Genomic DNA, 22,523 nt, shown 5'->3' on the forward strand with positions numbered 1-22,523 from the left:
AGCTGCGGCAGGCGCCGCGCTCACGCCGCCCGCGCCCGTGCCTTCAGCGGATCCGACGCGACCTCTGATGCGCGCGCCAACAGGCCTGGCAGCAGGGCCTCCGCGGCCTCGGCGCCCGAGATCACCACGGCCTCCACCCCCGCTCCGGCATTGCCGCCGCCGGCGATGACGAGGTTGCGCAGCGGAGCCTTGGCGCCCTTCAGCCGTCCCGACCCGGCCACGCCATAGATCGCGCCGGCGCTGGCGAGGTCGTAGCGCGCATAGGTCACGGGGCTGGCGTCGGTGCGGTAGACGATATGCTGCGCCAGGCCGGGAATGATGGTCTCGGCGGCCGCGACCATGGCATCGCCGAGCTGCTGCTTGCGCGCCTCGTAGTCCGGCGAGCGCCGCCACGCCTTCCAGTCGTCGCCGCCCTCGCCCGGAAACCAGCCCTTGGCCTGCTCGTGAGGAACGAGGGTGATGATCGTCATCGTCGCATGTCCGTCAGGCGCCGCCGACGGATCCAGCTTGGACATCACCGCGAGGCCGATCCCCATCGGCGAGTCGAGATGCGTGGTGGGCGCGATGTCGGGCACCATGTCGAGGCCGAGATGCACCGAGAAGCACGACGTCGCCGGCGCGAGGGTGCGGGCACGCTCACGAAAGACGGCGGGCAGATCGTCGGGCCTCAGAAGCTCGGTCAAGGTGCGGCCGAGATCGGCATTCGAGACCACCGCCTGCGCGCGGACCGTGCGGCCATTGCCGAGCACGACACCGACGGCGCGGCCCTCCTCGACCAGGATGCGCGTGACCTTGGATTTCAGATGCACCTCGCCGCCCCGGGCGGTGACCGCCTCGGCGAGCACGTCCGCGAGGTGGCCGGAGCCGCCGACCGGATAGAAGCCGCCCTTGAAATAGTAGCCGAAGATCGGGACCATCTGGGCGCAGCTCAGCTTCTCGCTGCCGTCGCCGAGATAGCCCGACAGCGCATTGAGATAGGCGATCAGCTCGGGATCGGAGACATGGGCGGCGACCAGCTCGTCAAACGGGCGGTTCATCCAGCGGTACGCCTGCGGATGCTTGCGCGGGAAGGCCAGCATCTCCTCCAATGTGGCCGGCATGCCGGGAATGCCGCTGCGGCCCTGCCCCGTCGCATACATGCTCTCGAAGATGGCATGGATGGTGTCGAACAGCCGGGTCAGCCCGTCCGCGCTGGCCGGAAACATCTCGCAGAGCAGTCGGACATAGGCGCGCCAGTCCTCGGGCACGTCGATGCGGCGGCCGGCGAGACGGTAGGAGTGAATGACCCGCTTCCACTGGATGCGGTCGGCGACGCCGAGCCGGCGCAGCACGCTGTCGACCGGCCCGCCGGGCCAGACGCCGGAGAAATCGTGCGGCCCGGCATCGAAGCGATACAGCACCGGCTTGTTGTCGTGGTGGGCCTTGCGCAGATAAGTGTGGCAGAAGCCGCCGGGCACGACGTGGTGGTCGAACACCTTCACCTTCAGCCCGGATTCCGCGAGCAGGGCTGCCGCCGTCAGCCCGCCGATGCCCGCGCCGATCACCGCGACGTCGCACTCGGTGTCGGCCGCTTGGGTGAAGCTCGGCGCCGGCCATTGGCACTCCTCGCGCGCGGCCCGCATGCGCAGCAAGGCCTGGCGAATCGCGAAGCGCGGGCCGAAGATTGAGATCAGCGCGCCGCCGACGACGATCATCGTCGTGATCCAGGAGGCGACGCCGGCCCAGCGGCACAGGCCGAGCACGAGGAACAGGACGCCCCAGAGCCCGGTCATCATCATGTTGATCAGGTGGAACTGGGGCGTCGCGGCGCTGTCGGCATAGGCCGACCGGGAATAGTCCGCGGTCCAGGGACGACCGACGGCGAGCGAAGCAAAGCTGATGAGGCCGAGCCCTGCGAAGGACAGCCACAGCGCATTGCCGGCCGTCCAATTCGGCGCGACGTCGTTGGCGATCGCCAGCACGACGAACAGCGCGAGGCTTCCGAGTTCCAGCGGCGCGAGCTGGCCCCGGGAGGCTCGCCAGACGTTGGCGGCCAGCGCCAGGCTCAGCGCGGACCACACCGCCCATGCCGGCTGGTGCCAGGCTAGTAGCGCCCAGAACACGACGAACGGCAGCAGCGCCAGCTTGACCGTGAGGAACACTTTCATGGCAGCCTCCTCCGCGCCGGACGCGCGCAGTTCATCTTTCCATTGTCAAGATATTCATAGGAGCGCTCGCCCGGTTCCGTCAACACCAATCTTTCCAACGTCAAGATTAGTTTTGTCAACTACGGCGGGATGAAAATGGTGGAAAGATGCTGCGTATCGTTCCGGCGCCACAGCAAGGTGCGATTCACGAGCGGCACCGCCGTCAATGCCGACCCGACTGTGGCAACCAGATCACGGAACCACGGCAAATAAAGAAGAAAGTCGCAAATTACGCAGCATTGGAGTCACACCTCGCCGCAAAATGGCGACAATCTCCCGTCATCTGAGGCGGGGAGCCGCTGAGGATTGCCGTTCGTGTACCCACCCCGCCTGCCAGTACTGATCTTTGCAGCGATCACCTGCCTGCCCGCCGTGCAACCTCCACGCGCGCACGCAGAGTGGTGGAGCCGCTCCCCGACGGATTTCGAGGAATGCGCCGACGCCGCCGAGAAGTCGGCCTCCAAGGAGGAGAAGACGGCGGCGCTGGCGCAGTGCAACGCTAAATTTGCCGGGAGACGGAAGCCGGGCGGCGGCTATGTCTACTACGACTTCATGCAGGATCGCAGCTTCGACATTGCCGGTCCCAATCCCACGGCCGAAGAGCAGAAGTTCATCGACCAGCAGTATACGCAATACCTCGAGCGCCAGCGCCACGCCAACATGAGCTCGGCGATGATGTCGCGGCCGCAAACGCAGGACCTCCAGCCCTCGCTCCGGGACATGACGGCGCGGGCCGCGATCGAGCCGCCGAAGCCGGCCATGCCGGCCCCGCCGCCGCAACGGCCGAGCAAGCCGCCGGCTTCGTCCGCGCAAGGCGGATTGCCACCGCCGACGTCGAACGTGGAGGCACGCGCCCGCATCAAGGCGGCGCAATGTGCCAAGGACGGCTGGCGCCGCGATTCGTTCTCGTGCAACTTTCCGGTCCTGTCCGAGAAGCTCGACGAACTGAAGCGGATGTTCACCGGCCCGAGCCAGACCGCGGCCGCGCCGCCCGGAGCCAAGGCGCCGAAACGGGCCGAAGCCAGGAACTGAGCCGCGCGCGACACGTTCCCCCTGTGCGACCATTCTGCACGCGACTTGTAACGCCGCGTGCAAGCCCATAGGTTTTGTCGGCGTGGGGCGCAGGAGGCAGGGTCATGGGTCTACTCGATATCCTCAACGGCATGCAGAACGGCCCGAACGGGCCGAGTCATCCGACCACGCAGAAGAGCGGCGGCATGTCGCCGATGACGATGGCGATCCTCGCTTTGCTGGCGTGGAAAGCGGTGAAGCATTTCTCGCAGAATGGGCAGCAGCCGAACGCGGCGCCTGCGCCGGTCCCGCCGCCCCAGCCGACCGGGAATCAAGGCGGACCGCTCGGCGGTGCGCTTGGTGGCGGATTGAGTGGCGGCCTCGGCAACATCATCGCCGGCGGCCTGGGCGGACTGCTGGCGGGCGGCGCGGCCGGCAGCGTGCTGTCGGGCGGGCTCGGCGATCTCCTGCGCCAGTTCCAGGACAAGGGCCATGGCGACACCGCGAACTCCTGGGTCTCCCCCGGCGAGAACAAGCCGATCTCGCCCGGCGATCTCGCCAATGCGCTCGGCGCCGATCAGATCGATCAGCTCACCGCGCAGAGCGGGCTGTCGCGCGAGGAGCTGTTGAACGGGCTGAGCCAGTACCTGCCGAAAGTGATCGATCAGCTCACGCCGGACGGGCGGCTGCCGACCGAGCACGAGTTGGCGGGCCGGATCTGACGCTCCGCGATCGCTGACGGGAAGGACGACACTCATGCTGCACATTCTGATCGTCGGGCTGGTCGCCGGCTTCCTGGCGCGGCTTCTATCGCCGGGTCCCAACAATCCCTCCGGCTTCATCCTGACCATCGTGCTCGGAATCCTCGGCGCGTTCCTCGCCACCGCCATCGGGCAGGCCATCGGCCGCTACGGCCCCGACCAGGGCGCGGGCTACGTGACCGCGACCCTCGGCGCGGTCGTGGTGCTATTCATCTGGAACAGGCTGGTCGCCAGCGGCACGATCCGCGATTTCAATCGGTAACCGCCTCACGCCACGTCATTGCGAGCGACCACAACGGCCGCTCGCCATGACCATTTCACCCCAACAGATGCATCCCCGCATCCATGCGCACGACCTCGCCGGTCATGTGGCCTGATGCCGGACTCGCCAGGAACGCCACGAGCTGCGCGATATCCTCGGCGGATGAAGCCGCGCGCAGCGGCACCCGCGCCACCACGGCATCGCGCACCTGCTTGGCGCCGGCCTCGCCGCGGCCCTTGGTGAACCAGGGCGTATCGATGTAACCGGGGCAGACGGTGTTGACGCGGATCGCAGGCGCCAGGGCGCGGGCCAGCGATAGCGTCATCGTGTTCAGCGCGCCCTTGCTGGCGGCGTAGGCAACCGACGAGCCGACGCCGCTGATGCCGGCCACCGACGAGACGTTGACGACCGCGGACGCACGCACCGTCGCCTTGGCCGCCGCTTCCAGCAGCGGCCGCGCGGCGCGCACCATCTGGAAGGGGCCGATGGTGTTGACCGCAAAGATGCGCTGGAAATCCTCGGCCGAAAGGCCGTCGAGCTGATCGTGCGGTACGTGCTTGGTGGTGCCGGCATTGTTGACGAGCGCATCCAGCCGGCCCCAGGCCGCAGCGGCGGCGACGATCTTGCGGCAATCCTCGTCGCGCGACACGTCGCCTTGGACGACGACGATCTCGGCACCTTCCTTGCGGCAGAGATCGGCAGTCTGCTCGGCCTCACTCTTGCTGTTCGAATAGTTCACGACGATGCGCATGCCGGCCTTCGCCAGCAGCAACGCGGTCGCGGCTCCGAGACCGGACGCCGAACCCGTCACGATCGCGCAAAGACCTTCAGCCATTCCGCACCTCCCTGTTTGCTTTGCTTCTTCTTAGCCAACATCGCTGCATCTGCAAAATCGGCACAATCTCCGCAGCGCGGAAATCGCTCGCCTCCATGCGGCGAGCGGACGGGGCCCTGCAGCGGGCTACGCTTGTCAGGACCGTCGCTTGCGCTCATCATACCGGCAAAACATCGCCGGCGCGCGCAGGACATGGCGCGCCGAGACCGACGACAACGAGGGCGAGGAGCGCTGTGGCGGAAGCCGAGAACATCGTCGTTGCGACCGCGGAAAAGATCTTCGCCGATCTCGCCGACCCGCAGACGATCAATCACGACAAGGACGGCCGCTGGACGGCGCCGCTGTGGCGGGCGCTGAGCGAGGCCGGCCTGCCGCTCGCCTGGGTGGGCGAGGAGTTCGGCGGCGCCGGCACTGACCTCGCCGACGGCTTTGAGATCATCAATGCCGCCGGCCGTTTTGCGATTGCGGTGCCGCTGGCCGAGACGCTGCTCGCGGGCTGGCTGCTGCAACAAGGCGGCATTGCCTCCCCCGACGGCGCCATGACGATCGCGCCGGCTCATCCGAGAGACCGGATCACGCTCCACACCGACGGCACCTTGTCCGGCCGTGCCCGCGGCGTGCCGTTCGCCAGGACGGCGCAGCATGTTGCCGTGCTCGCCCAGGGCGGAGACGGCGTGTCGATCGCGCTGGTCGAGACCGCGCGGCTGCGCATCGACGCGGGCCTCAACCTCGCCAACGATCCCAGCGACACGGTGACCTTCGACAAGATCATGCCGCTGGCATGCCGGCCGGCGCCGGCCGGCTTCGACGCCACGACCTTGATGCTGATGGGCGGCGTCGCCCGCGGACTGCAGATCGCCGGCGCGCTGGATCGGCTGCTCGCGATCAGCGTCAACTATGCCGGCGAGCGCGTCGCCTTCGAGAAGCCGATCGGCAAATTCCAGGCGGTTCAGCACAATCTGGCACGGCTGGCCGGCGAGAGCGCCGCCGCGAGCGCGGCCGCGACATCGGCCGCGGATGCGATCGCGCGGGCCACCGCATTCGACGAGGCGGTGTTTCTCGAAGCCGCCGCAGCCAAGATCCGCTGCGCCGAGGCCGCCGAGAAGGGTGCGGCGATCGCGCATCAGGTCCACGGCGCCATCGGCTTCACCACCGAGCACATCCTGCACCGTTTCTCGCTGCGCGCGCTCGCCTGGCGCGACGATTTCGGATCCGAGAGTCACTGGGCCGTGGAGCTCGGCAATCGCGTCGCCGCGCGCGGTGCCGATGAGCTGTGGCCGCTGGTCGCCTCGCGCTGACGACGAAGAGGATTGTCGCATGACCGCACTTCGTTTCGATCCGATCCGCCTGCCGAGGGAATGCGAGGAGCTCCGCAAGGAGGTGCGCGCCTTCCTCGCTGATGAGATCGCGGCCGGCACCTTCAACCCGTACCAGCCCAAGCGCGAGGATGCCGACGCACGTGAGTTTGCGGCCCGCGTCGGCGCGCGCGGCTGGATCGGCATGACCTGGCCGAAACGATATGGCGGCCACGAGCGCTCGTTCCTGGAGCGCTATGTCGTGACCGAGGAGATGCGCGTCGCCAACGCGCCCGTCAGGCGCTTCTTCGTCGCCGACCGGCAGAGCGGCCCGATCCTGCTGCGCTACGCACCCGAGCATATCAAGATGGACATCCTGCCGCGCATCTGCCGCGGCGAGCTGTGCTTCGCGATCGGCATGAGCGAGCCGAACTCGGGATCCGACCTGTTCGCCGCCAAGACGCGCGCGACGAAGACCGAGGGCGGCTGGCTAATCAACGGCTCGAAGATCTGGACGACGTCGGCGCACATGGCCGATTACATGATCGCGATCTTCCGCACCTCGCCGTCGACCAAGGAGAACAGGCGTCATGGCTTGACGCAGTTCCTGGTGAACATGAAGTCGCCCGGCATCAAGGTGAATCCGATTGGCCAGATCACCGGGCAGAAGGAGTTCAACGAGGTCGTCTTCACCGACGCCTTCGTGCCCGACGATCATCAGCTCGGTGAGATCGACGGCGCCTGGAAGCACGCCACCTCCGAGCTCGCCTATGAGCGCTCGGGGCCGGAGCGTTTCCTCGAAACCTATTACGTGCTGACCGAGCTGGTGCGCGCGATCGGTCCCGATCCCGACACTCGCAGCGCCGAGGGCATTGGCCGGCTGGTGGCTCAGCTGCACACGATGCGGCGGATGTCGGTGTCGGTGGCCGGCATGCTGCAGGCCGGCAAGGAGCCGGTGGTCGAGGCCTCGATCGTCAAGGACATCGGCACGGTATGGGAGCAGCAGCTACCGCACCGCGTCCGCGACCTCGCCGCCTTCGTTGAGGAGAACGCAGGAAATCGCGAGACCTTGGAGAACCAGCTGACATTTGCGATGCAGACCGCGCCGAAGCTGACGATCCAGGGCGGCACCACCGAGGTGCTGCGCGGCATCATCGCCCGCGGGCTGGGACTGAGGTGAGGCAGACAGCATTCCGGCGGTCGCGAACTGATAGCGCTGGCAATGACGCTCGGAAAGCAGAATCGGAGACCACAACCATGACCCACTTTCCTGACATCGGGGTCGAGATCCACGGCCATGTCGGCCTGATCGAGATTCGCCGGCCGCCGCTCAACTTCTTCGACATTTCGCTGATCAACCAGATCGCCGACGCGCTCGAAGGCTTCGACCGCGACATCGAGATCCGCACCTCGGTGCTGGCGGCCCAGGGGAAGGCGTTCTGCGCCGGCGCCAACTTCACCGATCCGGCGCGCCAGGCGCAGGAAGCGGCCGGCGCCAAAGGCGATCCGGCCGACAGCCTCGGGGCGATCAACCATCTCTACATGCAGGCCGTGCGGATTTTCCGCTGCAAGAAACCGGTCGTCGCCGCCGTGCACGGCGCCGCCATCGGTGGCGGGCTCGGCCTCGCCGTCTCGGCCGACTTCCGCGTCACCTGTCCGGAAGCGCGCTTCTCCGCCAATTTCACCAAGCTCGGCTTCCATCCCGGCTTCGGGCTGACGGTGACGCTGCCCGAGCTGATCGGCAAGAACAACGCCGAGCTGATGTTCTACACCAGCCGCCGTGTCACCGGCGAAGAGGCGCTGAAGATGGGGCTCGCCAATGAATGCGTGCCGCAGGACCAGGTGCGGACAGCCGCGATGAAGCTCGCCGCCGAGATCGCCGAATGCTCGCCGCTCGGCCTGCTGTCGACCCGCGCGACGATGCGCGCCAGCCTCGCCGACCGTGTGATGGCAGCAACCGAGCACGAGCTCGCCGAACAGACCCGGCTGCGCGCGACCGAGGATTTCAAGGAAGGCGTCAAGGCAACGGAGGAGCGGCGCTTCGCGAACTTCAAGGGGCGGTGACGAGCCTCGAGCTTCCAACGTCGTCATGGCCGGGCCATGACGAGCAACTAACTGGCGACCGCCCCCTGCAACGCGAAGACAACGCCGCCAATCGTGAAACAACCGCCGGAAACCGCATAGCCACGGGCGCGCGCGGCGTCGGTCACACGTGCAGCATCGGCGACGCGGAACGTCAGGCCGCTCATGAGTTCGCGCTCGCCGGGTTCGACACGGATCCCGGCGTTCGGCAATTTCAACCGCTGAACACCATCGCTGCCGGCAGACGGCACCATATCGAGAATCCGCCCCCAATGCGCGGCAAGTGAAGCCGGCGCGGGGCTCTGCAGCACCATCTCGGTCAGCGCCGACGTCACGTCGCTGCGGATCGCGCGCGTCCAATCCGGCCCGGCGGGCGGATAGGCGCCAAGCACATCGCCACTGCCCTCGGTGTGATTGAGCTCGATGAAGGCGGCGCGGCAGTCGCGCGGATGCAGTTGCACGCCGTGATAGGGCGGATGATCGATCACGTTGGCGGTCCGCACACCCATCTCGTTGGCACGGGCGGCGCGGCCATCGGGATCATCGCAGGAAAAGATCGCCATGTAGCCGCCGCGGCCGCCGGTCTTGTCGAGGAAGCGTCCCGCCGCGGTGTCCTCGCGGGTCGGCGCAATCACCTCGAGCAGGATCGGCCCGACCGGCAGCAGCGCATTCTCCAGTCCGTATTTGGCGACATGCGGATCGCGGTAGCAGACCTCCAGCCCCATGATCGCGGCGATGTCCGAGACCACCGGCTCGAGCCGGGGCGCGACCAGGCAGATCTGACGGAGGTGGAGGTAAGCCATCGCAGCCCTCTTTGAGGAATCACGTGTTCACACAGGCCCGCGGCGTCATTGCGAGTGACGCGACGCAATCCAGAGCTCAGGCCATGACCCTGGATTGCGTCGCGTCGCTCGCAATGACGGAGAACGCGGAGCTACCGACCCTGAAACACCGGCGCGCGCTTCTCGACGAAGGCTTTCGCCGCCTCCTTGTGATCCTCTGTTTCGCTGCAGCGTGAGTGGTGCATCGCCTCGGCGTCGAAGCAGGCCTCCAGCGTCATCGTCTCGGCATTGTTGATGTTGCGCTTGATGTAGCCGAGCGTCACGCTCGGCCCCTGCGCCAGCGACAGCGCCAGCGCGCGCGTGGCGGCTTCGACCTCGGCGTCGGGCACGACCTTGGTGACCATGCCCAGGGTGAGCGCCTCCTGCGCCGTCAGGACCGGCGAGGTCAGATACAGCTCCCGCGCCTTGGCGCTGCCGAGCAGTTGCGTGAGGAAATAGGTGCCGCCGAAATCGCCCGACAGCCCGACCTTGGCGAAGGCCGTCGTGATCTTGGCCGACTCGCCGGCCACCCGCAGATCGCAGGCCAGCGCGATCGACAGGCCGGCGCCGGCGGCCGCACCGTCGATCTGCGCCACGACCGGCTTCTGCATCTGGTGCAGCAGCCGCGACACCTCCATGCGCTCGCGCAAGGTCGTCACCTTGGTCTCGAACGAGGGCGCGGTCTTGGCTTCGGCCATCGCCTTGACGTCGCCGCCGACGCAGAACGTGCCGCCGGCGCCCCTGAGCAGCACCGCACGGACCTCCGGATCATTGGCCGCACGATGCGCCGCCTCGACCAGGCCCTTGGTCATGTCGCCGTTGAGCGCGTTGCGTCGCTCCGGACGGTTCATCGTGATCGTGAGCAGGCCGGAGTCGAGATGCTGCAGGACTGTCGTGTTGGTGGTCATGGCCGGCGCTCCTTGTTGTTTCCCGGTGTCATGTCTCCCGTCATTCCGGGGCGACGCGTCGGCGTCGAACCCGGAATCCCGAGCTGATGGACTCACATCGAGGTTCCGGGTTCAACGCTGCGCGTTGCCCTGGAACGACGGATGTCGCGGCAGAGTTTGCGCCCTGCTCAGGCGCGCCCCGGAATGCCGTGGCCCCGGCCGTCACTTCTTCACAAGCGGGCAGCGCGACGCCTCGAGCGGCTGGAATGCCTCGTTTCCCGACACCGTCGCGAGCAGCTTGTAGTCGTCGGACTTCCCCTTCGATTCCGACGGCTTCTTGACCTCGAACAGGTACATGTCATGCACCATGCGTCCATCCTCGCGGATGCGGCCGCCCTTGGCGAACATGTCGTTGATCGGTGTCGCCCGCATCACCTTCATGACGGCGTCCGCATCGGTCGTCCCGGCCGTCTTCACGGCTTTCAGATAGTGCGTGACGGAGGAATAGACCCCCGCCTGGGCCGAGGTCGGCACGCGCCTGGTGCGCTCCATGAAGCGTTTGGTGAAGGCGCGGGTGTCGTCATTGAGATCCCAATAGAACGCTTCCGCGACCAGAAGCCCCTGCGCCGTCTCGAGCCCGACGCTGTCGATGTCGGAGACGAAGGCGAGCAGCGGCGACAGCTTCTGGCCGCCTTTGCTGAGGCCGAACTCCGCCGCCTGCTTGATCGCGTTGATGGTGTCGCCGCCCGCATTGGCGAGGCCGATCACCTTGGCCTTGGAGGCCTGCGCCTGCAGCAGGAAGGAGGAGAAGTCCGACGTATTGAGCGGATGACGCACGCTGCCGAGCACCTTGCCGCCCGACTTCACCACCACGGCGGTGGTGTCCTTCTCCAGATCCTGGCCGAAGGCGTAATCCGCGGTCAGGAAGAACCAGCTGTCGAGGCCGGACTTCACCGCCGCCAATCCCGTGACATTGGCCTGCGCGAAGGTGTCGAACACGTAGTGCACGGTGTACGGGCCGCAGGCCTCGTTGGACAGCCTGACAGAGCCGGGACCGTTGAAGATGATGATCTTGTTGCGCGCCTTGGCGATCTCGCCGGCGGCCAGCGCGGTGGCGGAGGCCGCGACATCCCAGATCATCTCGACGCCCTGGTTGTCGAGCATGTCGCGGGCGATGTTGGCGGCGAGATCGGCCTTGTTGAGATGGTCGGCCGCAAGCACCTCGATCTTGCGGCCCAGCACCTCGCCGCCGAAATCCTCGACGGCCATCTTCGCCGCGGTCTCGCTGCCGGGACCGGTGATGTCGGCGTAGAGGCTCGACATGTCGAGAATGCCGCCGATCTTCAGCGGCGGCTTGCTCTGCGCATGCGCCACGCCCGCAGAGAACGTCAGCGCCGACGCCAGCATGAACAGCGACGCCGCCGCGCCGCGGATGGTTCTGGTCATCGATATCCTCCCTGCCGGGCACGTCGCTACATGGCGACGGCCTCGTTGATAGTTCGCATCATGGCGCACGCTTTCGCATGCGGCAAGCGCTCAGCACGCTCAGCAAAAGCGTCGCCGGTCGCCGCTTTCCGCTCAGTGGAATGGAAATTTCGTGCGATGATGCAGCATGGCGAGAGTGCGCAGGATGCGGAGCAGATGGAGGCCGATTGCGCTCGGTGCGAGCGTCGCGATCATCGCGATGATGTCGGCGAGCCACGCCTCGCCGTGCATGTTCGCCGAGCTCGGCGAAGGGCACGTCAGCGAGATCATCGATGCGCGCAGCTTCCGTCTCGACGACGGCCGAGAGGTCAGGCTCGCCGGCATCGAGGCGCCGCCGGAGGAGCAGCGCGCGGCAGCGATCGATGCGCTGCGCGTGCTGCTACGCGGCCGCGACGTCGTGCTGCGCGGCGAGGACGACACTCCGGACCGCTACGGCCGGCAGCGCGCCTTCGCCTTCGTGGCCGGTGCGAACCAGCCGGTGCAAAGCGAGCTGCTCCGGCAGGGCGCCGTGCTGCGCGGGATCGACCTGCCGGACCGGGATTGCACCCTCAGCCTGGGTGCGGCGGAAGCCGAGGCACGCAGCGCCGGACGCGGCCTCTGGAAGATTGGGACCGTCATAAAAAACACGGAAAGTCCAGACGATATTTTGTCTCGCGTAGGGCAATTTACGGTTGTCGAAGGGAAGGTGTTGTCCGTACGACAGACGGGGACAACAACTTATCTGAACTTCGCTCGTAGCTGGACACGGGGCTTCGCGGTGACTATTCCAAAGCGTATGATGGCGGTATTGGAAGGTGCCGGCATCGACGTCAAATCACTTGCGAATCGACAGGTTCGCGTGCGCGGTTGGATCGAAGCGCATGCGGGTCCGAGACTGGAACTGACGCAGATCGCCCAGATCGAGATTTTAAGCGGGAATTGACCGCTGAGGTACGTGAGTAGCGACGTGAGCCTGTCTGTTCGAAAGCGCATGACGGTGATGAACTGCGGTTCGTGGATCGCACCGGCGTTGCTGTGCCTGGGACTGGCGTTGTCCGGTTGCAGCGACATGGGCAAGTTGCAGCAGGCGACGGCGCCGATGCCGACGCCGCGGCCGAAGCCGGCGATGGTGCAGACGACGCCGGCCAGCGATCGCGAGCACGAGCGCATTCTTGCAACTTATGGCGGCGCCTATGAGGATCCCCAGCTCGAGGGCCTGATCGGCAAGATCGTCGACCGGCTGGTGGCCGTGTCCGATCGGCCCGACCAGGGCTACAAGGTCACGATCCTGAACTCCGGTGCGGTCAACGCCTTCGCGCTGCCGACCGGCCAGCTCTACGTGACGCGCGGCCTGATTGCGCTCGCCAACGACACCTCCGAATTGTCGTCGGTGCTGAGCCACGAGATGGCGCACGTGCTGGCGCGCCATGCTGCGATTCGCGAGGACCAGGCGCGGCAGGCCGCAGTGGTGACCCGCGTCGTCTCCGACATGGGCAATGATCCGGACCTGACGGCGCTGGCGCTCGCCAAGACCAAGCTGACGATGGCGAGCTTCTCTCGCACCCAGGAGTTCGAGGCCGACGGCATCGGCGTCGGCATCTCCGCCAAGGCGAAGTTCGATCCCTACGGCGCGGCGCGCTTCCTGAGCTCGATGGAGCGCAACGCCGAGCTGAAGGCCGGCAAGGTGGCGATCGACCCGCGCGCGCAGGACTTCCTGTCGTCGCATCCGGCGACGCCGGAGCGGGTGCAGAACGCTGCCGCCATCGCCAAGCAATACGTCTCCCCCGAGGCCAGGGAGCATGACCGCGAGACCTACTTGGCTGCGGTCGACAACATCGTCTACGGCGAGGACCCGAGCGAGGGCTTCGTGCGCGGACGGCGCTTCCTGCATCCGAAGCTCGGCTTCACCTTCCAGGCGCCGGAGAACTTCACGCTCGACAACACCGCGCAGGCGGTGATCGGCGTGCGCGAAGGCGGCGCCCAGGCGATGCGCTTCGACGTGGTGCGCGTACCGGCGCAGCAGACCCTCGGCGACTATCTGAATTCCGGCTGGATGGAGAACGTCGACAAGTCGGCGACCGAGGAGCTGACGATCAACGGCTTCCCGGCGGCCTCGACCTCGGCGAGCGGCGATCCCTGGCAGTTCAAGGTCTACGCGCTGCGCGTCGGCAGCGACGTCTACCGCTTCATCTTCGCCTCGCGTCAGAAGACCACCGAGAGCGAGCGCAATGCGCGGGAGACGGTGAACTCGTTCCGCCGGCTCAGCCTGGAGGAGATCCAGTCGGCGCGGCCGCTGCGCATCAAGGTGATCACCGTGCAGCCGGGCGACACGGTCGAGTCGCTCGCGCACCGCATGACCGGCGTCGACCGCCCGGTCGAGCGATTCCGCGTTCTCAACGGCCTCGACGCCCGCGCCCAGGTCAAGGTCCGCGACCGCGTCAAGATCGTGGTGGAGTGACGGGCTGAGGGACGGATTCCCCGCTTGCCCCGGCGGGTTGATGCCATGCCAGGACGGCCACACCACAACTGTCGTCCCGGGCAAGACCGGCAACGCGACAGCGTTGCCGGGCGCCGACCCGGGATCCATAACCACAAGTGCAAATGGCTTGAGCGCTGGAGCTCCAGCGCGCGTCCTTGCAGGCGCCCGGGATTATGTGTCCCGGCGTTCGCCGGGACGACAGCGGAGCAAGTGCGACCAGCGCCCCACCTTCGCACGCAGTCCATCGCCAACTCGCGAACGGCGAGCACGTCTACACCATGGCCATGAAGCGGTGCCGTCGACGTGCATCCCAAACAAAAAGCCCGACCTTTCGGCCGGGCTTTCGTAAGCAACTAATTGGAAAACGCGCTAACGGTCGATCAGGCGGCCTCGTCGGCCACGGCGGTGTCGTCGCCGTCGATATCATCGCCCTCGGCGTCGGCATCACCTTCGGCGACCGCATCGGCTTCGGTCTTGGCACCGCGGCGCGGGCTCTTGGCGAGCTGCGTCTCGATCTCCTTGACGGCCTCGGTCTCGGTCGAGTGCTGCACGACGGCGATCTCGCGCGACAGACGGTCGAGCGCCGCTTCGTAGAGCTGGCGTTCGCTGTAGGACTGCTCCGGCTGCGACTCCGAACGGTAGAGATCGCGCACGACCTCGGCGATCGCGACGATGTCGCCCGAATTGATCTTCGCTTCGTATTCCTGGGCGCGACGCGACCACATGGTGCGCTTGACGCGGGCACGGCCCTTCAGGGTCTCCAGCGCCTTCTTCACCAGCGCCGGGTCGGACAGCTTGCGCATGCCGACATTGGCGACCTTGGCGGTCGGCACGCGCAGCGTCATCTTGTCCTTGATGAAGTTGATGACGAACAGCTCGAGCTTGGCGCCCGCGATCTCCTGCTCCTCGATGGCCAGGATCTGGCCGACGCCGTGAGCCGGATAGACGACGAATTCGTTGGTCTTGAAACCCTGGCGCTGGGTCGGCAGCTTCTTTTCCTCGACGCGCGGCGCGGCCGCGGCAGGAGCAGCCGGCTTGGCGGCGACAGCGGGCTTGGCAACAGGGGCAGCAGCGGCAGGAACGGCGGTCTTGGTGGCAGCCTTGGGCGCAGCGGCGGCCTTGGCAGGCGCAGCCTTGGCAACAGAGTCCTTTGCAAGAGTGGTCTTCGCGGCGGATGCTTTCGCGGCAGTCTTGGCAGTCTTTTCAGGCATTGCGCTTCTTTTGTTCTTAGTGGACTTGGCAGCCGAGGCCTTCGCGGCAGCCCGAATCTCCTTTACAGGAGCCCGGGCACGGCCCTTGGAAACGCTGCGGCTGGCCGCGGCGGCTTTTTTTGTACTCTTGGAAGCACTCTTTTTACGCGTTTTCTGTGACACAGCCTGCGCGCGGAACTGCCACGCCCCTGTTTGATGTTGCGGGAACCTAAAAGGGCGGCCAAAAAGGTTACGCATGGCCGGGTTCGGCTCTGAGAATGTGCTATATATAGCACATTTGCCGCAAAAATCAATGATTTAGAGGCCGCAGGGGCGGTATTGTGACGGATCCACGAAGTTAGGGTTAAGTGAAGCGTGCCGGAATAGAACAACTCGTGCAGCGCGTCCCGCTCGCCGCAAGAGGTGTTCTAGGCCATTGTTTCCGCGTAACGATTTCGATCGGCGCGACGGCGCCCCGCAGGCCGGGGCGCGCTGGTGAACGCGCAGGTAGCGAGACGACCGTCAGTCTCCGGCGCCGGGCTTCGACGAAAAATATTTCTGGAACTTTCCATCCTCGCCGTCGTGCTCCTTGGCGTCGGCCGGCGGATCCTTCTTCTGGGTGATGTTGGGCCAGGACTTGGCATATTCGGCGTTCACGCCCAGCCACTTCTCCAGCCCCGGCTCGGTATCCGGCTTGATCGCGTCGGCCGGACATTCCGGCTCGCACACGCCGCAATCGATGCATTCGTCCGGATGAATGACCAGCATGTTGTCACCCTCGTAGAAGCAGTCTACCGGGCAGACCTCAACGCAATCGGTGTATTTGCACTTGATACAGTTTTCGGTGACGACGTAAGTCATCCAAGGCTCCGGAACGGATCGACAATTCGGCTGGCTTGGACTAGCGCAGGACGTGTTGTGCCGCAAGTGAAGCGGGGCGAAGAACTGAACCGGATATTGCTCTGGCGCAATCCATCAGGATCGTCCGCCATCCAGATCATCGTACAGTCCGCGCACGGAGGCGGCATCGCCGCGGCGCTCGGCAAAGCCGGTCACCTTGAGCACGCGCACGCTGCGGTCGAGCGCGATGGTCAGCACGTCACCGGTCTTCACCCCGTGGCCGGGCGACGTCTCGCGCACGCCATTGATCCGGACATGGCCCGACGACACCAGCGCCGCGGCACTGGTGCGCGCCTTCACCAGCCGCGCATGCCACAGCCATTTGTCGAGGCGCTGGCGCTCTGACGGGGTGTCGGACGTCGGCGTTGTCCTTCCAACCTATCTTGCCAACCGATCTTGCCGCTCAATCCTTGCGGTTGTTCGCCGCGAGCTGCTCCTTGAGCGCGGCAAGCTTGGCGAACGGCGAGTTGGGATCGACCGGACGGTCGCGATCCCGGCCTCCGCCGCCACTCGAGGCGTAGGGCCGCAGCGCCGGACCGCTGTCGCGCTTGTCGCGACCGCCCTTGCCGAAGTCGCGGCCGCCGCGTCCCTCACCACCGAACTTGCCGCCCTTGTTGCGATCGCGGTTCTGGTCGCGCCCCTTGGCGTCATGGTCGCGGCGCGGCCCGCGCTCCTCGCGCGCCGGCGCCGATGCGCCCTCGGCTGGAGCCGCACCAGCCTCCGGCGGGCCCTTGCGGAAGTCCTTGCCGAACTCCTTCATCCGGTCGCGTCGGCCCTGGCCGCGGTGATGGCGCTCGCGCGCCTCGCCGCCCTCGGCCGGAGCCGTCCCGGCAGGCGCCTGCCCGCCGCCGGCACCCTGCCCGCGCTCGTGCTGCGGACGGTTGGGCCGGCCGCGATGATGATGGTCGTGGCGCGGCCTGCGCTCCTCCGAGCGCCCGCCCGGCCGCCAGACCTCGACCAGGACGGGCTCGGCGGCAGCAGCGGCCTCGGCCGGAGAAGCCGCGGTCGCGGTAGATCCAGCAGCAGCTTCAGTCCCGGCAGCTTCAGCCGAAGCATCGCCGATGCTTGCTGCAACGGCGGCTTCCGCCTCGGCGACGACGCTTTCGGCAACCGTCTCGGCCACGGACGCCTCGTCCGCCGCATCCGGCGTGACGAAATCGACGGTCGGCAGCGATGCCAGGGCCGACACCGACGCGGTTTCCGCCTGTTCCTCGCCGACCGCCGCGGGCACGGCGACGGCCTGCTCGGTCACCGGAGCGACGGCGGCCTCCGCGACGGTGGGAACCTGCTCGTCGGCCGGCTCGCCGGCGACAAGCGCGAGGTCCTCGCCCGGCACGGCCTGCGCTTCTGCCGGCTCAGCCGGGGCGGTCTCCACAGCAGCGGCCTCGGCAGCAGCAGCCTCGACGGGCTTCTCAGCCGGCTTGGGCGGCAGGGGCGGACGCTTCTCCATGCGATAGCCAAGCGCGCGCAGGATCGAGGCGAAGTCCTCGCCGGCCGAACCGGTGAGCGAGGTCATCGCCTGCGTCACTACGAAGCCGCGGCCGTCGAAGGCGCCGGCGGGCTTTTCGCCCGGTGCATTGTCGCGCCAGGCCAGGGCGGGACGAATCAGGTCGGCCAGCCGCTCCAGGATGTCGACGCGCACCGCGCGCTCGCCCGCCTGCTTGTAGCCGAGCACGCGATAGGCATCGCGCGGCAGCGCCTTGTCGACCGGGAACGAGGTCCGGCCCGAGCTCGCCAGATGCTGCGCGCCGGTCAGCGCGGACATGTCGACATTGCCCTGCTTCTCGGCCCACAGCAGCGCAGCGAGCGCGCGCGCCGCCGGCTTGAGCAGCGCCGGGACGTAGATGTGATAGGCGCCGAAGCGCACGCCATATTTGCGCAACGTGGCGCGCGACGGCTGGTCGAGATCCTTCATCTCGGCCGCGATCTTGGCGCGCTCGATGACGCCGAGCGCCTCCACCAGTTGGAACGCGATGCCGCGGCCGATACCGGTGATGTCCTCGGCCTTGGACAATTCGAACAGCGGGCCGAGCAGCTTCTCGATATGCGTCTTCAGCCAGAGATCGAGCCGCGCCTGCACCTTGTCGCGCGCAGCACCCGTCAGCCGCTCGTCGGCGATGATGCGCAGGCGCGGATGCAGAGCGTCGTCGGCCGCGACCAGCTTCGCGACCGCGTCGCCGGTCCAGCGCACCGTGCCGTCGGCGGTGAGCACGATGTGCTCGTCGGGCGCGCTGGACAGCTTCTCGGCGCGCGCCTCGATCTCGCCGGCCAGCGCCTTCTGGGCAGCAGCCTGCAAGGCCTTGGCCTCCGAGCCGGCTTCGGCGGCGTCGGGCGCGAAGGTGAATCCATCCAGACGGCCGATCGCGTGCCCTTCAACGATCACTTCGCCGGTCTTGCCGATTTCCGTATTCAAAACACTGTTCTCCCGCAGGCGCCGCATCAATACACTGGTACGACGATCAACGAAACGCTCCGTGAGCCGTTCATGAAGGGCGTCTGACAATTTATTTTCGAGCTCGCGGGTAATCCCCTGCCAATAATCAGGGTCGCGCAGCCAGTCTGGCCGGTTGGCCACGAAGGTCCAGGTACGAATCTGTGCAATCCGCCCCGACAGCGTGTCGATGTCGCCATCGACGCGGTCGGCCTGATCGACCTGTGCGGCGTACCAGGCGTCCGGAATACGCCCCTTCTGCATCAGGAAGCCAAACACGGTGGTCACCAGCTCCGCATGGGCGGCCGGCGACAGCCTGCGATAATCGGGGATCTGGCAGGTTTCCCAGAGACGCTCGACCGCGGCCGCGCCATGCGCCATGTCGCGCACCTCGGCGTCGCGCGCGGCATGATCGAGCACGCGCAGATCCTCCGCGATCGGCGCGCGCGTCAGCGCCTCATGCCCCGGCGCGATCGCCAATGAGACCTGAAGCGCGCTCAAGGACGCGAAATCAAGCCTGGAGTTCCGCCATTGCAGCACCTTCACGGTATCGAAGGTGTGGTTCTGGAGCGCATTGACCAGCTCGGGCTCGAACGGCGCACAACGCCCGGTGGTGCCGAACGTGCCGTTGCGCGTCGCCCGTCCGGCACGGCCCGCGATCTGGGCAAACTCCGACGGCGTGAGCCGGCGGAACTGATAGCCGTCATACTTGCGGTCGGACGCGAAGGCGACGTGGTCGACATCGAGGTTGAGCCCCATGCCGATCGCGTCGGTGGCGACGAGATAGTCGACGTCGCCGTTCTGGAACATCGCCACCTGCGCGTTGCGGGTTCGCGGCGACAGCGATCCCAGGACCACAGCGGCGCCGCCATGCTGACGGCGGATCAGCTCGGCGATGGCGTAGACCTCGTCGGCCGAGAAGGCCACGATGGCAGTCCGGCGCGGCTGTCGCGTGATCTTGCGGTCGCCGGCGAATTCGAGCTGCGACAGCCGCGGCCGCGTCACGGTCGATACGCCCGGCAGCAGCCGCTCGATGATGGGGCGCATCGTCGCAGCCCCGAGCAGCAGCGTCTCGTCGCGGCCCCGCCGGTTGAGGATGCGGTCGGTGAAGACGTGGCCGCGCTCGAGATCGGCGGCGATCTGGATCTCGTCGACGGCGAGGAACGACACGTCGAGATCCCTGGGCATCGCCTCGACGGTCGACACCCAGTAGCGCGGGTTCTTCGGCTTGATCTTCTCCTCGCCGGTGATCAGCGCAACGGCCTCGCTGCCGACGCGATCGGCGATCTTGTTGTAGACCTCGCGCGCGAGCAGCCGCAGCGGCAGTCCGATGATGCCGGAGGAATGCGCGAGCATGCGCTCGATCGCCAGATGCGTCTTGCCGGTGTTGGTGGGGCCGAGCACGGCGGTGACGCCGCTTCCGGGAGCACGGTCGGACGCGCGCTCGAAAGGCGAGGCTGCCGAAGAAGACGAAAAAGCCATTCGTTAAATTGGGTCTCGAGGCCGGCGTTGCAGGCGCGCGGGTCAGGCGCGATGGATGCTGGAATTATCGTCGTTCTGAGAGGCTGCGATCCTCACACCTGTGTCACATTGCTACGCATATAGGGACGCAGCTTAAGCTTCGGAACGCCTTGAGAACGAATCACGCCCGAATCGCTGACTCCAGCGCCTTTCCGGCTTCGTTCACCGCAACATCTCGCGCCGCGCGATCAAGGCAGCACTAGATCAAGTTTTCACAGTCTCGACAAGCAACGCTTTCGCGAGGGAACTGGCGCTGTTTTCGAGCAGACCCGAGTCGAATCAGAATCGGCGAAGAGTCAAACGGATTCACGCGAGCCGTCGTTCAGGCCGCGCGCCGGATCACACATGCTGGCTTTCCGGACGGCCTCGCAATGACGGCGCCGGCCGGACAACGAGGATTCCGCCGCGCGCTACTGCGTTTTCGCGACGTGCGGCGAAGCCTGGGTGATGAAGGAGGTCGCCTCGAGCATCGCCTTGCCGAAAGAGGTCGGAATCACGACCCGGAACGGCACCAGGATGCGCGTGCCCGCGAGCGGCACGAAGAAGATCTCCATGTTGCGGGCCTGGGCGAGATATTTGATCACCGGCCGGTCCGGGATGTAGCCCGCAACCGGCGTGAAGTAGACCGCGCAGACCAGCGCCGGACCACGATAGCCTTTGTCCGCCTTGACGTTCTCCATGCGCTTGTAGTCGAGCTTGAGCTCGTAGCGCATGCGGCCGTCGAACACGGGCGCAGCGCCGCGGCACGAGTCCGGCGACAGCAGCTCGCCATTGCCCGGCACCCGCACCAGCGAGGCCGTCATCGGATCGAGCACGCCGCGCTTGTGGGCATCCGTTACCGGAATGCGGTCGGGATCGACCGGCGGCGTCGGCTCGATTGCGAAATCCTTCACGGTGCCGTTCTGCAGATTGATGCGGATCTGCTCGGACTTCTTTCCCGTGGTGGTCGAGGCCTGGTAGCTCTGCCCGACCAGGGCGCCGTTGACGACGCGCCCCTGCACCGACCCGGTGCCCGATCCTTGGGAGAAGCTCTTGAGCAGGCCCGCGGTGCCGCCCTGAGCTGCGGCGCCGTACTGATCATCCCCGATCTCGACCGCCCAGGTGCCCTTGCCGACGGGGATGCCAGCCAGCGAAGCCTCATATTGGGCGTCCAGCCGGGCCTGTGCCCAGGCGCCGTGGGGGGCCAGCAGCAGGAGCGCCGCGATGGAGCCGGCCACCGCCAGGCGCCGGAAACGGAAGAAGGCCGTGCTGTTGGTCACGTCGAAATGGTCCTGCCGATCCGCTTGTCGGGCCCCGGCCCCTGTGCCGCGCCACTGCTGTTACTTACGCCAAAAACGCTCCTGAACAACGCGAACCGGTCACATCCTGGCCGATTGTCCAGCGCTTTACGTCCGGCTCCGCTTCCGGCGAAGCCGCATCGGGCGGCCCAACTCCCCGTGAGCCCCTGCAATCCGCCGGGCTCGACAGGCCGGTTTGACGCGCCATCGCGCGAACGTCCACTCATCACGCCCGAATGCGCCCTTTATGTGGTCTCCGGCGATCGGCTATGATGTTGATTGTACGACGTCTTTCGGAGAAAAACGGCCATGCGGACGCCTATGGCCGGACGCCGTGCCGCGGGCGCAAATACCGCCGCCGTGAAGCGAGGCAGCCCTGCGATTCGGCGCGTGGCTAAGGGGCCACCGGCCCCATCCCTCAAAACCTTGACGAAAAGCCGCATCCCCCCTATAGGACCGCATCTCCCAGAGACGAGCTGGACGAGTTTTGGACCCCCGCGGCCCGCCGACACAGGCGGACGAAGGGTGCGGGGATGAGAGAGGATTTACTGCCATGTCGCGGCGCTGTGAACTGACGGCCAAGGGCCCCCAGGTTGGCCACAAGGTCAGCCACTCCAACATCAAGACCAAGCGGCGCTTCCTGCCGAACCTGTGCAACGTGACCTTCATCTCGGATGTACTCGGCCGCAACGTGCGCCTGCGCGTCTCGACCAACGCGCTCAAGAGCGTCGACCACAATGGCGGCCTCGACGCCTATTTGCTCAAGGCTAACGCTGCGGCGCTGTCGCCGCGCGCGCTGGAGCTGAAGCGCGCCATCGAGAAGAAAGCGGCGGACGCTGCCCCGGTCGCCAAGGCGAGCTGAGAGAGCAAGCCGAAATCCACGATTGATGCAGAAGCCGGACGCGTCACAGGCGGGGCTTCGAGCGAAGCGAGATATCGAAACGGCCGGATCGAGAGATCCGGCCGTTTTGCTTGCGGATGCCGTGACCAGCCGACAACTCTGGACACGGCAGCCGGCGCGGGGCGACCGGACACGTCGAGTGACCATCCGTTCGTACGGCGGCGCCATTCGATCACTTCGCTATGTCCGTCGCGCGGCGCGCAACAGCGACCCAGACGAA

19 protein-coding genes and 1 pseudogene are annotated in these 22,523 nt (G+C 66.7%); 9 read left to right on the forward strand and 11 right to left on the reverse strand.

What is annotated here, in order from left to right; translation table 11 throughout:
- Positions 1 to 20: 20 nt before the first annotated feature.
- Positions 21 to 2,147, reverse strand: a complete 2,127-nt coding sequence (locus QW868_RS07155) for an FAD-dependent oxidoreductase (protein ID WP_316230231.1) — start codon at positions 2,145 to 2,147, stop codon at positions 21 to 23.
- A 354-nt stretch (positions 2,148 to 2,501) separates the two neighbouring features.
- Here QW868_RS07155 and QW868_RS07160 point away from each other — a divergent pair, with 354 nt between their 5' ends.
- The 3 genes from QW868_RS07160 to QW868_RS07170 all read left to right on the forward strand — a co-directional run bounded on the left by QW868_RS07160 (position 2,502) and on the right by QW868_RS07170 (position 4,220).
- Positions 2,502 to 3,218 carry a hypothetical protein gene (locus QW868_RS07160; RefSeq protein WP_315735127.1) on the forward strand — a complete coding sequence of 239 codons (717 nt, stop codon included), beginning with the start codon at positions 2,502 to 2,504 and terminating at the stop codon, positions 3,216 to 3,218.
- A 104-nt stretch (positions 3,219 to 3,322) separates the two neighbouring features.
- The gene (locus QW868_RS07165; protein ID WP_316177575.1) at positions 3,323 to 3,919 is read left to right on the forward strand and encodes a YidB family protein; all 597 of its coding nucleotides are present in this window, start codon (positions 3,323 to 3,325) and stop codon (positions 3,917 to 3,919) included.
- A 34-nt stretch (positions 3,920 to 3,953) separates the two neighbouring features.
- A complete protein-coding gene (locus QW868_RS07170; protein WP_315735131.1) occupies positions 3,954 to 4,220 on the forward strand; it encodes a GlsB/YeaQ/YmgE family stress response membrane protein in 267 nt (88 codons plus the stop codon).
- Between the two features lie 55 nt (positions 4,221 to 4,275).
- Here the strand turns inward: QW868_RS07170 and QW868_RS07175 are convergent, their stop codons facing one another.
- Positions 4,276 to 5,055 (reverse strand): SDR family oxidoreductase, encoded by a 780-nt coding sequence (locus tag QW868_RS07175; protein WP_316177578.1) that lies wholly within the window; start codon positions 5,053 to 5,055, stop codon positions 4,276 to 4,278.
- Between the two features lie 233 nt (positions 5,056 to 5,288).
- On the opposite strand from QW868_RS07175, the gene QW868_RS07180 reads away from it, so the two are divergent.
- From QW868_RS07180 to QW868_RS07190, 3 genes are all read left to right on the forward strand, one after another.
- A complete protein-coding gene (locus tag QW868_RS07180) occupies positions 5,289 to 6,353 on the forward strand; it encodes an acyl-CoA dehydrogenase family protein (protein ID WP_316230232.1) in 1,065 nt (354 codons plus the stop codon).
- 19 nt (positions 6,354 to 6,372) lie between these two features.
- A complete protein-coding gene (locus QW868_RS07185; protein WP_316230233.1) occupies positions 6,373 to 7,530 on the forward strand; it encodes an acyl-CoA dehydrogenase family protein in 1,158 nt (385 codons plus the stop codon).
- A gap of 77 nt (positions 7,531 to 7,607) precedes the next feature.
- Complete coding sequence (locus QW868_RS07190) at positions 7,608 to 8,414, forward strand: enoyl-CoA hydratase/isomerase family protein (RefSeq protein ID WP_316230234.1); 807 nt, start codon at positions 7,608 to 7,610, stop codon at positions 8,412 to 8,414.
- A 47-nt stretch (positions 8,415 to 8,461) separates the two neighbouring features.
- On the opposite strand, the gene QW868_RS07195 is transcribed toward QW868_RS07190, so the two are convergent.
- From QW868_RS07195 to QW868_RS07210, 4 genes are all read right to left on the reverse strand, one after another.
- Positions 8,462 to 9,235 carry a hypothetical protein gene (locus QW868_RS07195; RefSeq protein WP_316230235.1) on the reverse strand — a complete coding sequence of 258 codons (774 nt, stop codon included), beginning with the start codon at positions 9,233 to 9,235 and terminating at the stop codon, positions 8,462 to 8,464.
- 131 nt (positions 9,236 to 9,366) lie between these two features.
- Positions 9,367 to 10,161 (reverse strand): enoyl-CoA hydratase, encoded by a 795-nt coding sequence (locus QW868_RS07200; protein WP_316230236.1) that lies wholly within the window; start codon positions 10,159 to 10,161, stop codon positions 9,367 to 9,369.
- A gap of 201 nt (positions 10,162 to 10,362) precedes the next feature.
- Positions 10,363 to 11,547 carry an ABC transporter substrate-binding protein gene (locus QW868_RS07205; protein ID WP_316230324.1) on the reverse strand — a complete coding sequence of 395 codons (1,185 nt, stop codon included), beginning with the start codon at positions 11,545 to 11,547 and terminating at the stop codon, positions 10,363 to 10,365.
- A gap of 171 nt (positions 11,548 to 11,718) precedes the next feature.
- Positions 11,719 to 11,856: a hypothetical protein gene (locus QW868_RS07210; RefSeq protein WP_316230237.1), complete on the reverse strand. Its 138-nt coding sequence runs from the start codon at positions 11,854 to 11,856 to the stop codon at positions 11,719 to 11,721.
- On the opposite strand from QW868_RS07210, the gene QW868_RS07215 reads away from it, so the two are divergent.
- Both QW868_RS07215 and QW868_RS07220 read left to right on the forward strand, forming a co-directional pair.
- Positions 11,855 to 12,547, forward strand: coding sequence for a thermonuclease family protein (locus QW868_RS07215; RefSeq protein ID WP_316230238.1), 693 nt, complete (start codon positions 11,855 to 11,857; stop codon positions 12,545 to 12,547). The two genes, QW868_RS07210 and QW868_RS07215, sit on opposite strands and share 2 nt — an antisense overlap.
- A 48-nt stretch (positions 12,548 to 12,595) precedes the next feature.
- Positions 12,596 to 14,062 carry a M48 family metalloprotease gene (locus QW868_RS07220; RefSeq protein ID WP_315735734.1) on the forward strand — a complete coding sequence of 489 codons (1,467 nt, stop codon included), beginning with the start codon at positions 12,596 to 12,598 and terminating at the stop codon, positions 14,060 to 14,062.
- A 401-nt stretch (positions 14,063 to 14,463) separates the two neighbouring features.
- Here QW868_RS07220 and QW868_RS07225 read toward each other — a convergent pair whose 3' ends face one another.
- From QW868_RS07225 to QW868_RS07245, 5 genes and pseudogenes are all read right to left on the reverse strand, one after another.
- The gene (locus tag QW868_RS07225; RefSeq protein WP_315715249.1) at positions 14,464 to 15,294 is read right to left on the reverse strand and encodes a CarD family transcriptional regulator; all 831 of its coding nucleotides are present in this window, start codon (positions 15,292 to 15,294) and stop codon (positions 14,464 to 14,466) included.
- Positions 15,295 to 15,795: 501 nt separating this feature from the next.
- The gene (gene fdxA / locus QW868_RS07230; protein ID WP_315715248.1) at positions 15,796 to 16,134 is read right to left on the reverse strand and encodes a ferredoxin FdxA; all 339 of its coding nucleotides are present in this window, start codon (positions 16,132 to 16,134) and stop codon (positions 15,796 to 15,798) included.
- Between the two features lie 114 nt (positions 16,135 to 16,248).
- A pseudogene (locus tag QW868_RS07235) lies at positions 16,249 to 16,515 on the reverse strand (RNA-binding S4 domain-containing protein); the annotation flags it as partial.
- Between the two features lie 61 nt (positions 16,516 to 16,576).
- Complete coding sequence (locus QW868_RS07240) at positions 16,577 to 20,086, reverse strand: helicase-related protein (RefSeq protein WP_316230239.1); 3,510 nt, start codon at positions 20,084 to 20,086, stop codon at positions 16,577 to 16,579.
- 449 nt (positions 20,087 to 20,535) lie between these two features.
- On the reverse strand, positions 20,536 to 21,315 hold the full coding sequence (locus tag QW868_RS07245) for a DUF3108 domain-containing protein (RefSeq protein WP_315735736.1): 780 nt from the start codon (positions 21,313 to 21,315) through the stop codon (positions 20,536 to 20,538).
- 640 nt (positions 21,316 to 21,955) lie between these two features.
- On the opposite strand from QW868_RS07245, the gene rpmB reads away from it, so the two are divergent.
- A complete protein-coding gene (gene rpmB / locus QW868_RS07250) occupies positions 21,956 to 22,264 on the forward strand; it encodes a 50S ribosomal protein L28 (protein WP_315735146.1) in 309 nt (102 codons plus the stop codon).
- Positions 22,265 to 22,523: the final 259 nt, after the last annotated feature.

The organism is Bradyrhizobium sp. SZCCHNR1051 (assembly GCF_032489615.1).
Classification (GTDB): domain Bacteria; phylum Pseudomonadota; class Alphaproteobacteria; order Rhizobiales; family Xanthobacteraceae; genus Bradyrhizobium.

Bases quoted from the DNA above. Each gene is read 5' to 3' on its own strand.
- QW868_RS07155 (WP_316230231.1), bottom strand. From the start codon at position 2,147: ATGAAAGTGTTCCTCACGGTCAAGCTGGCGCTGCTGCCGTTCGTCGTG.
- QW868_RS07165 (WP_316177575.1), top strand. From the start codon at position 3,323: ATGGGTCTACTCGATATCCTCAACGGCATGCAGAACGGCCCGAACGGG.
- QW868_RS07170 (WP_315735131.1), top strand. From the start codon at position 3,954: ATGCTGCACATTCTGATCGTCGGGCTGGTCGCCGGCTTCCTGGCGCGG.
- QW868_RS07175 (WP_316177578.1), bottom strand. From the start codon at position 5,055: ATGGCTGAAGGTCTTTGCGCGATCGTGACGGGTTCGGCGTCCGGTCTC.
- QW868_RS07185 (WP_316230233.1), top strand. From the start codon at position 6,373: ATGACCGCACTTCGTTTCGATCCGATCCGCCTGCCGAGGGAATGCGAG.
- QW868_RS07190 (WP_316230234.1), top strand. From the start codon at position 7,608: ATGACCCACTTTCCTGACATCGGGGTCGAGATCCACGGCCATGTCGGC.
- QW868_RS07195 (WP_316230235.1), bottom strand. From the start codon at position 9,235: ATGGCTTACCTCCACCTCCGTCAGATCTGCCTGGTCGCGCCCCGGCTC.
- QW868_RS07200 (WP_316230236.1), bottom strand. From the start codon at position 10,161: ATGACCACCAACACGACAGTCCTGCAGCATCTCGACTCCGGCCTGCTC.
- QW868_RS07205 (WP_316230324.1), bottom strand. From the start codon at position 11,547: ATGCTGGCGTCGGCGCTGACGTTCTCTGCGGGCGTGGCGCATGCGCAG.
- QW868_RS07215 (WP_316230238.1), top strand. From the start codon at position 11,855: ATGTTCGCCGAGCTCGGCGAAGGGCACGTCAGCGAGATCATCGATGCG.
- QW868_RS07210 (WP_316230237.1), bottom strand. From the start codon at position 11,856: ATGCACGGCGAGGCGTGGCTCGCCGACATCATCGCGATGATCGCGACG.
- QW868_RS07220 (WP_315735734.1), top strand. From the start codon at position 12,596: ATGACGGTGATGAACTGCGGTTCGTGGATCGCACCGGCGTTGCTGTGC.
- QW868_RS07225 (WP_315715249.1), bottom strand. From the start codon at position 15,294: ATGCCTGAAAAGACTGCCAAGACTGCCGCGAAAGCATCCGCCGCGAAG.
- fdxA (WP_315715248.1), bottom strand. From the start codon at position 16,134: ATGACTTACGTCGTCACCGAAAACTGTATCAAGTGCAAATACACCGAT.
- QW868_RS07240 (WP_316230239.1), bottom strand. From the start codon at position 20,086: ATGGCTTTTTCGTCTTCTTCGGCAGCCTCGCCTTTCGAGCGCGCGTCC.
- rpmB (WP_315735146.1), top strand. From the start codon at position 21,956: ATGTCGCGGCGCTGTGAACTGACGGCCAAGGGCCCCCAGGTTGGCCAC.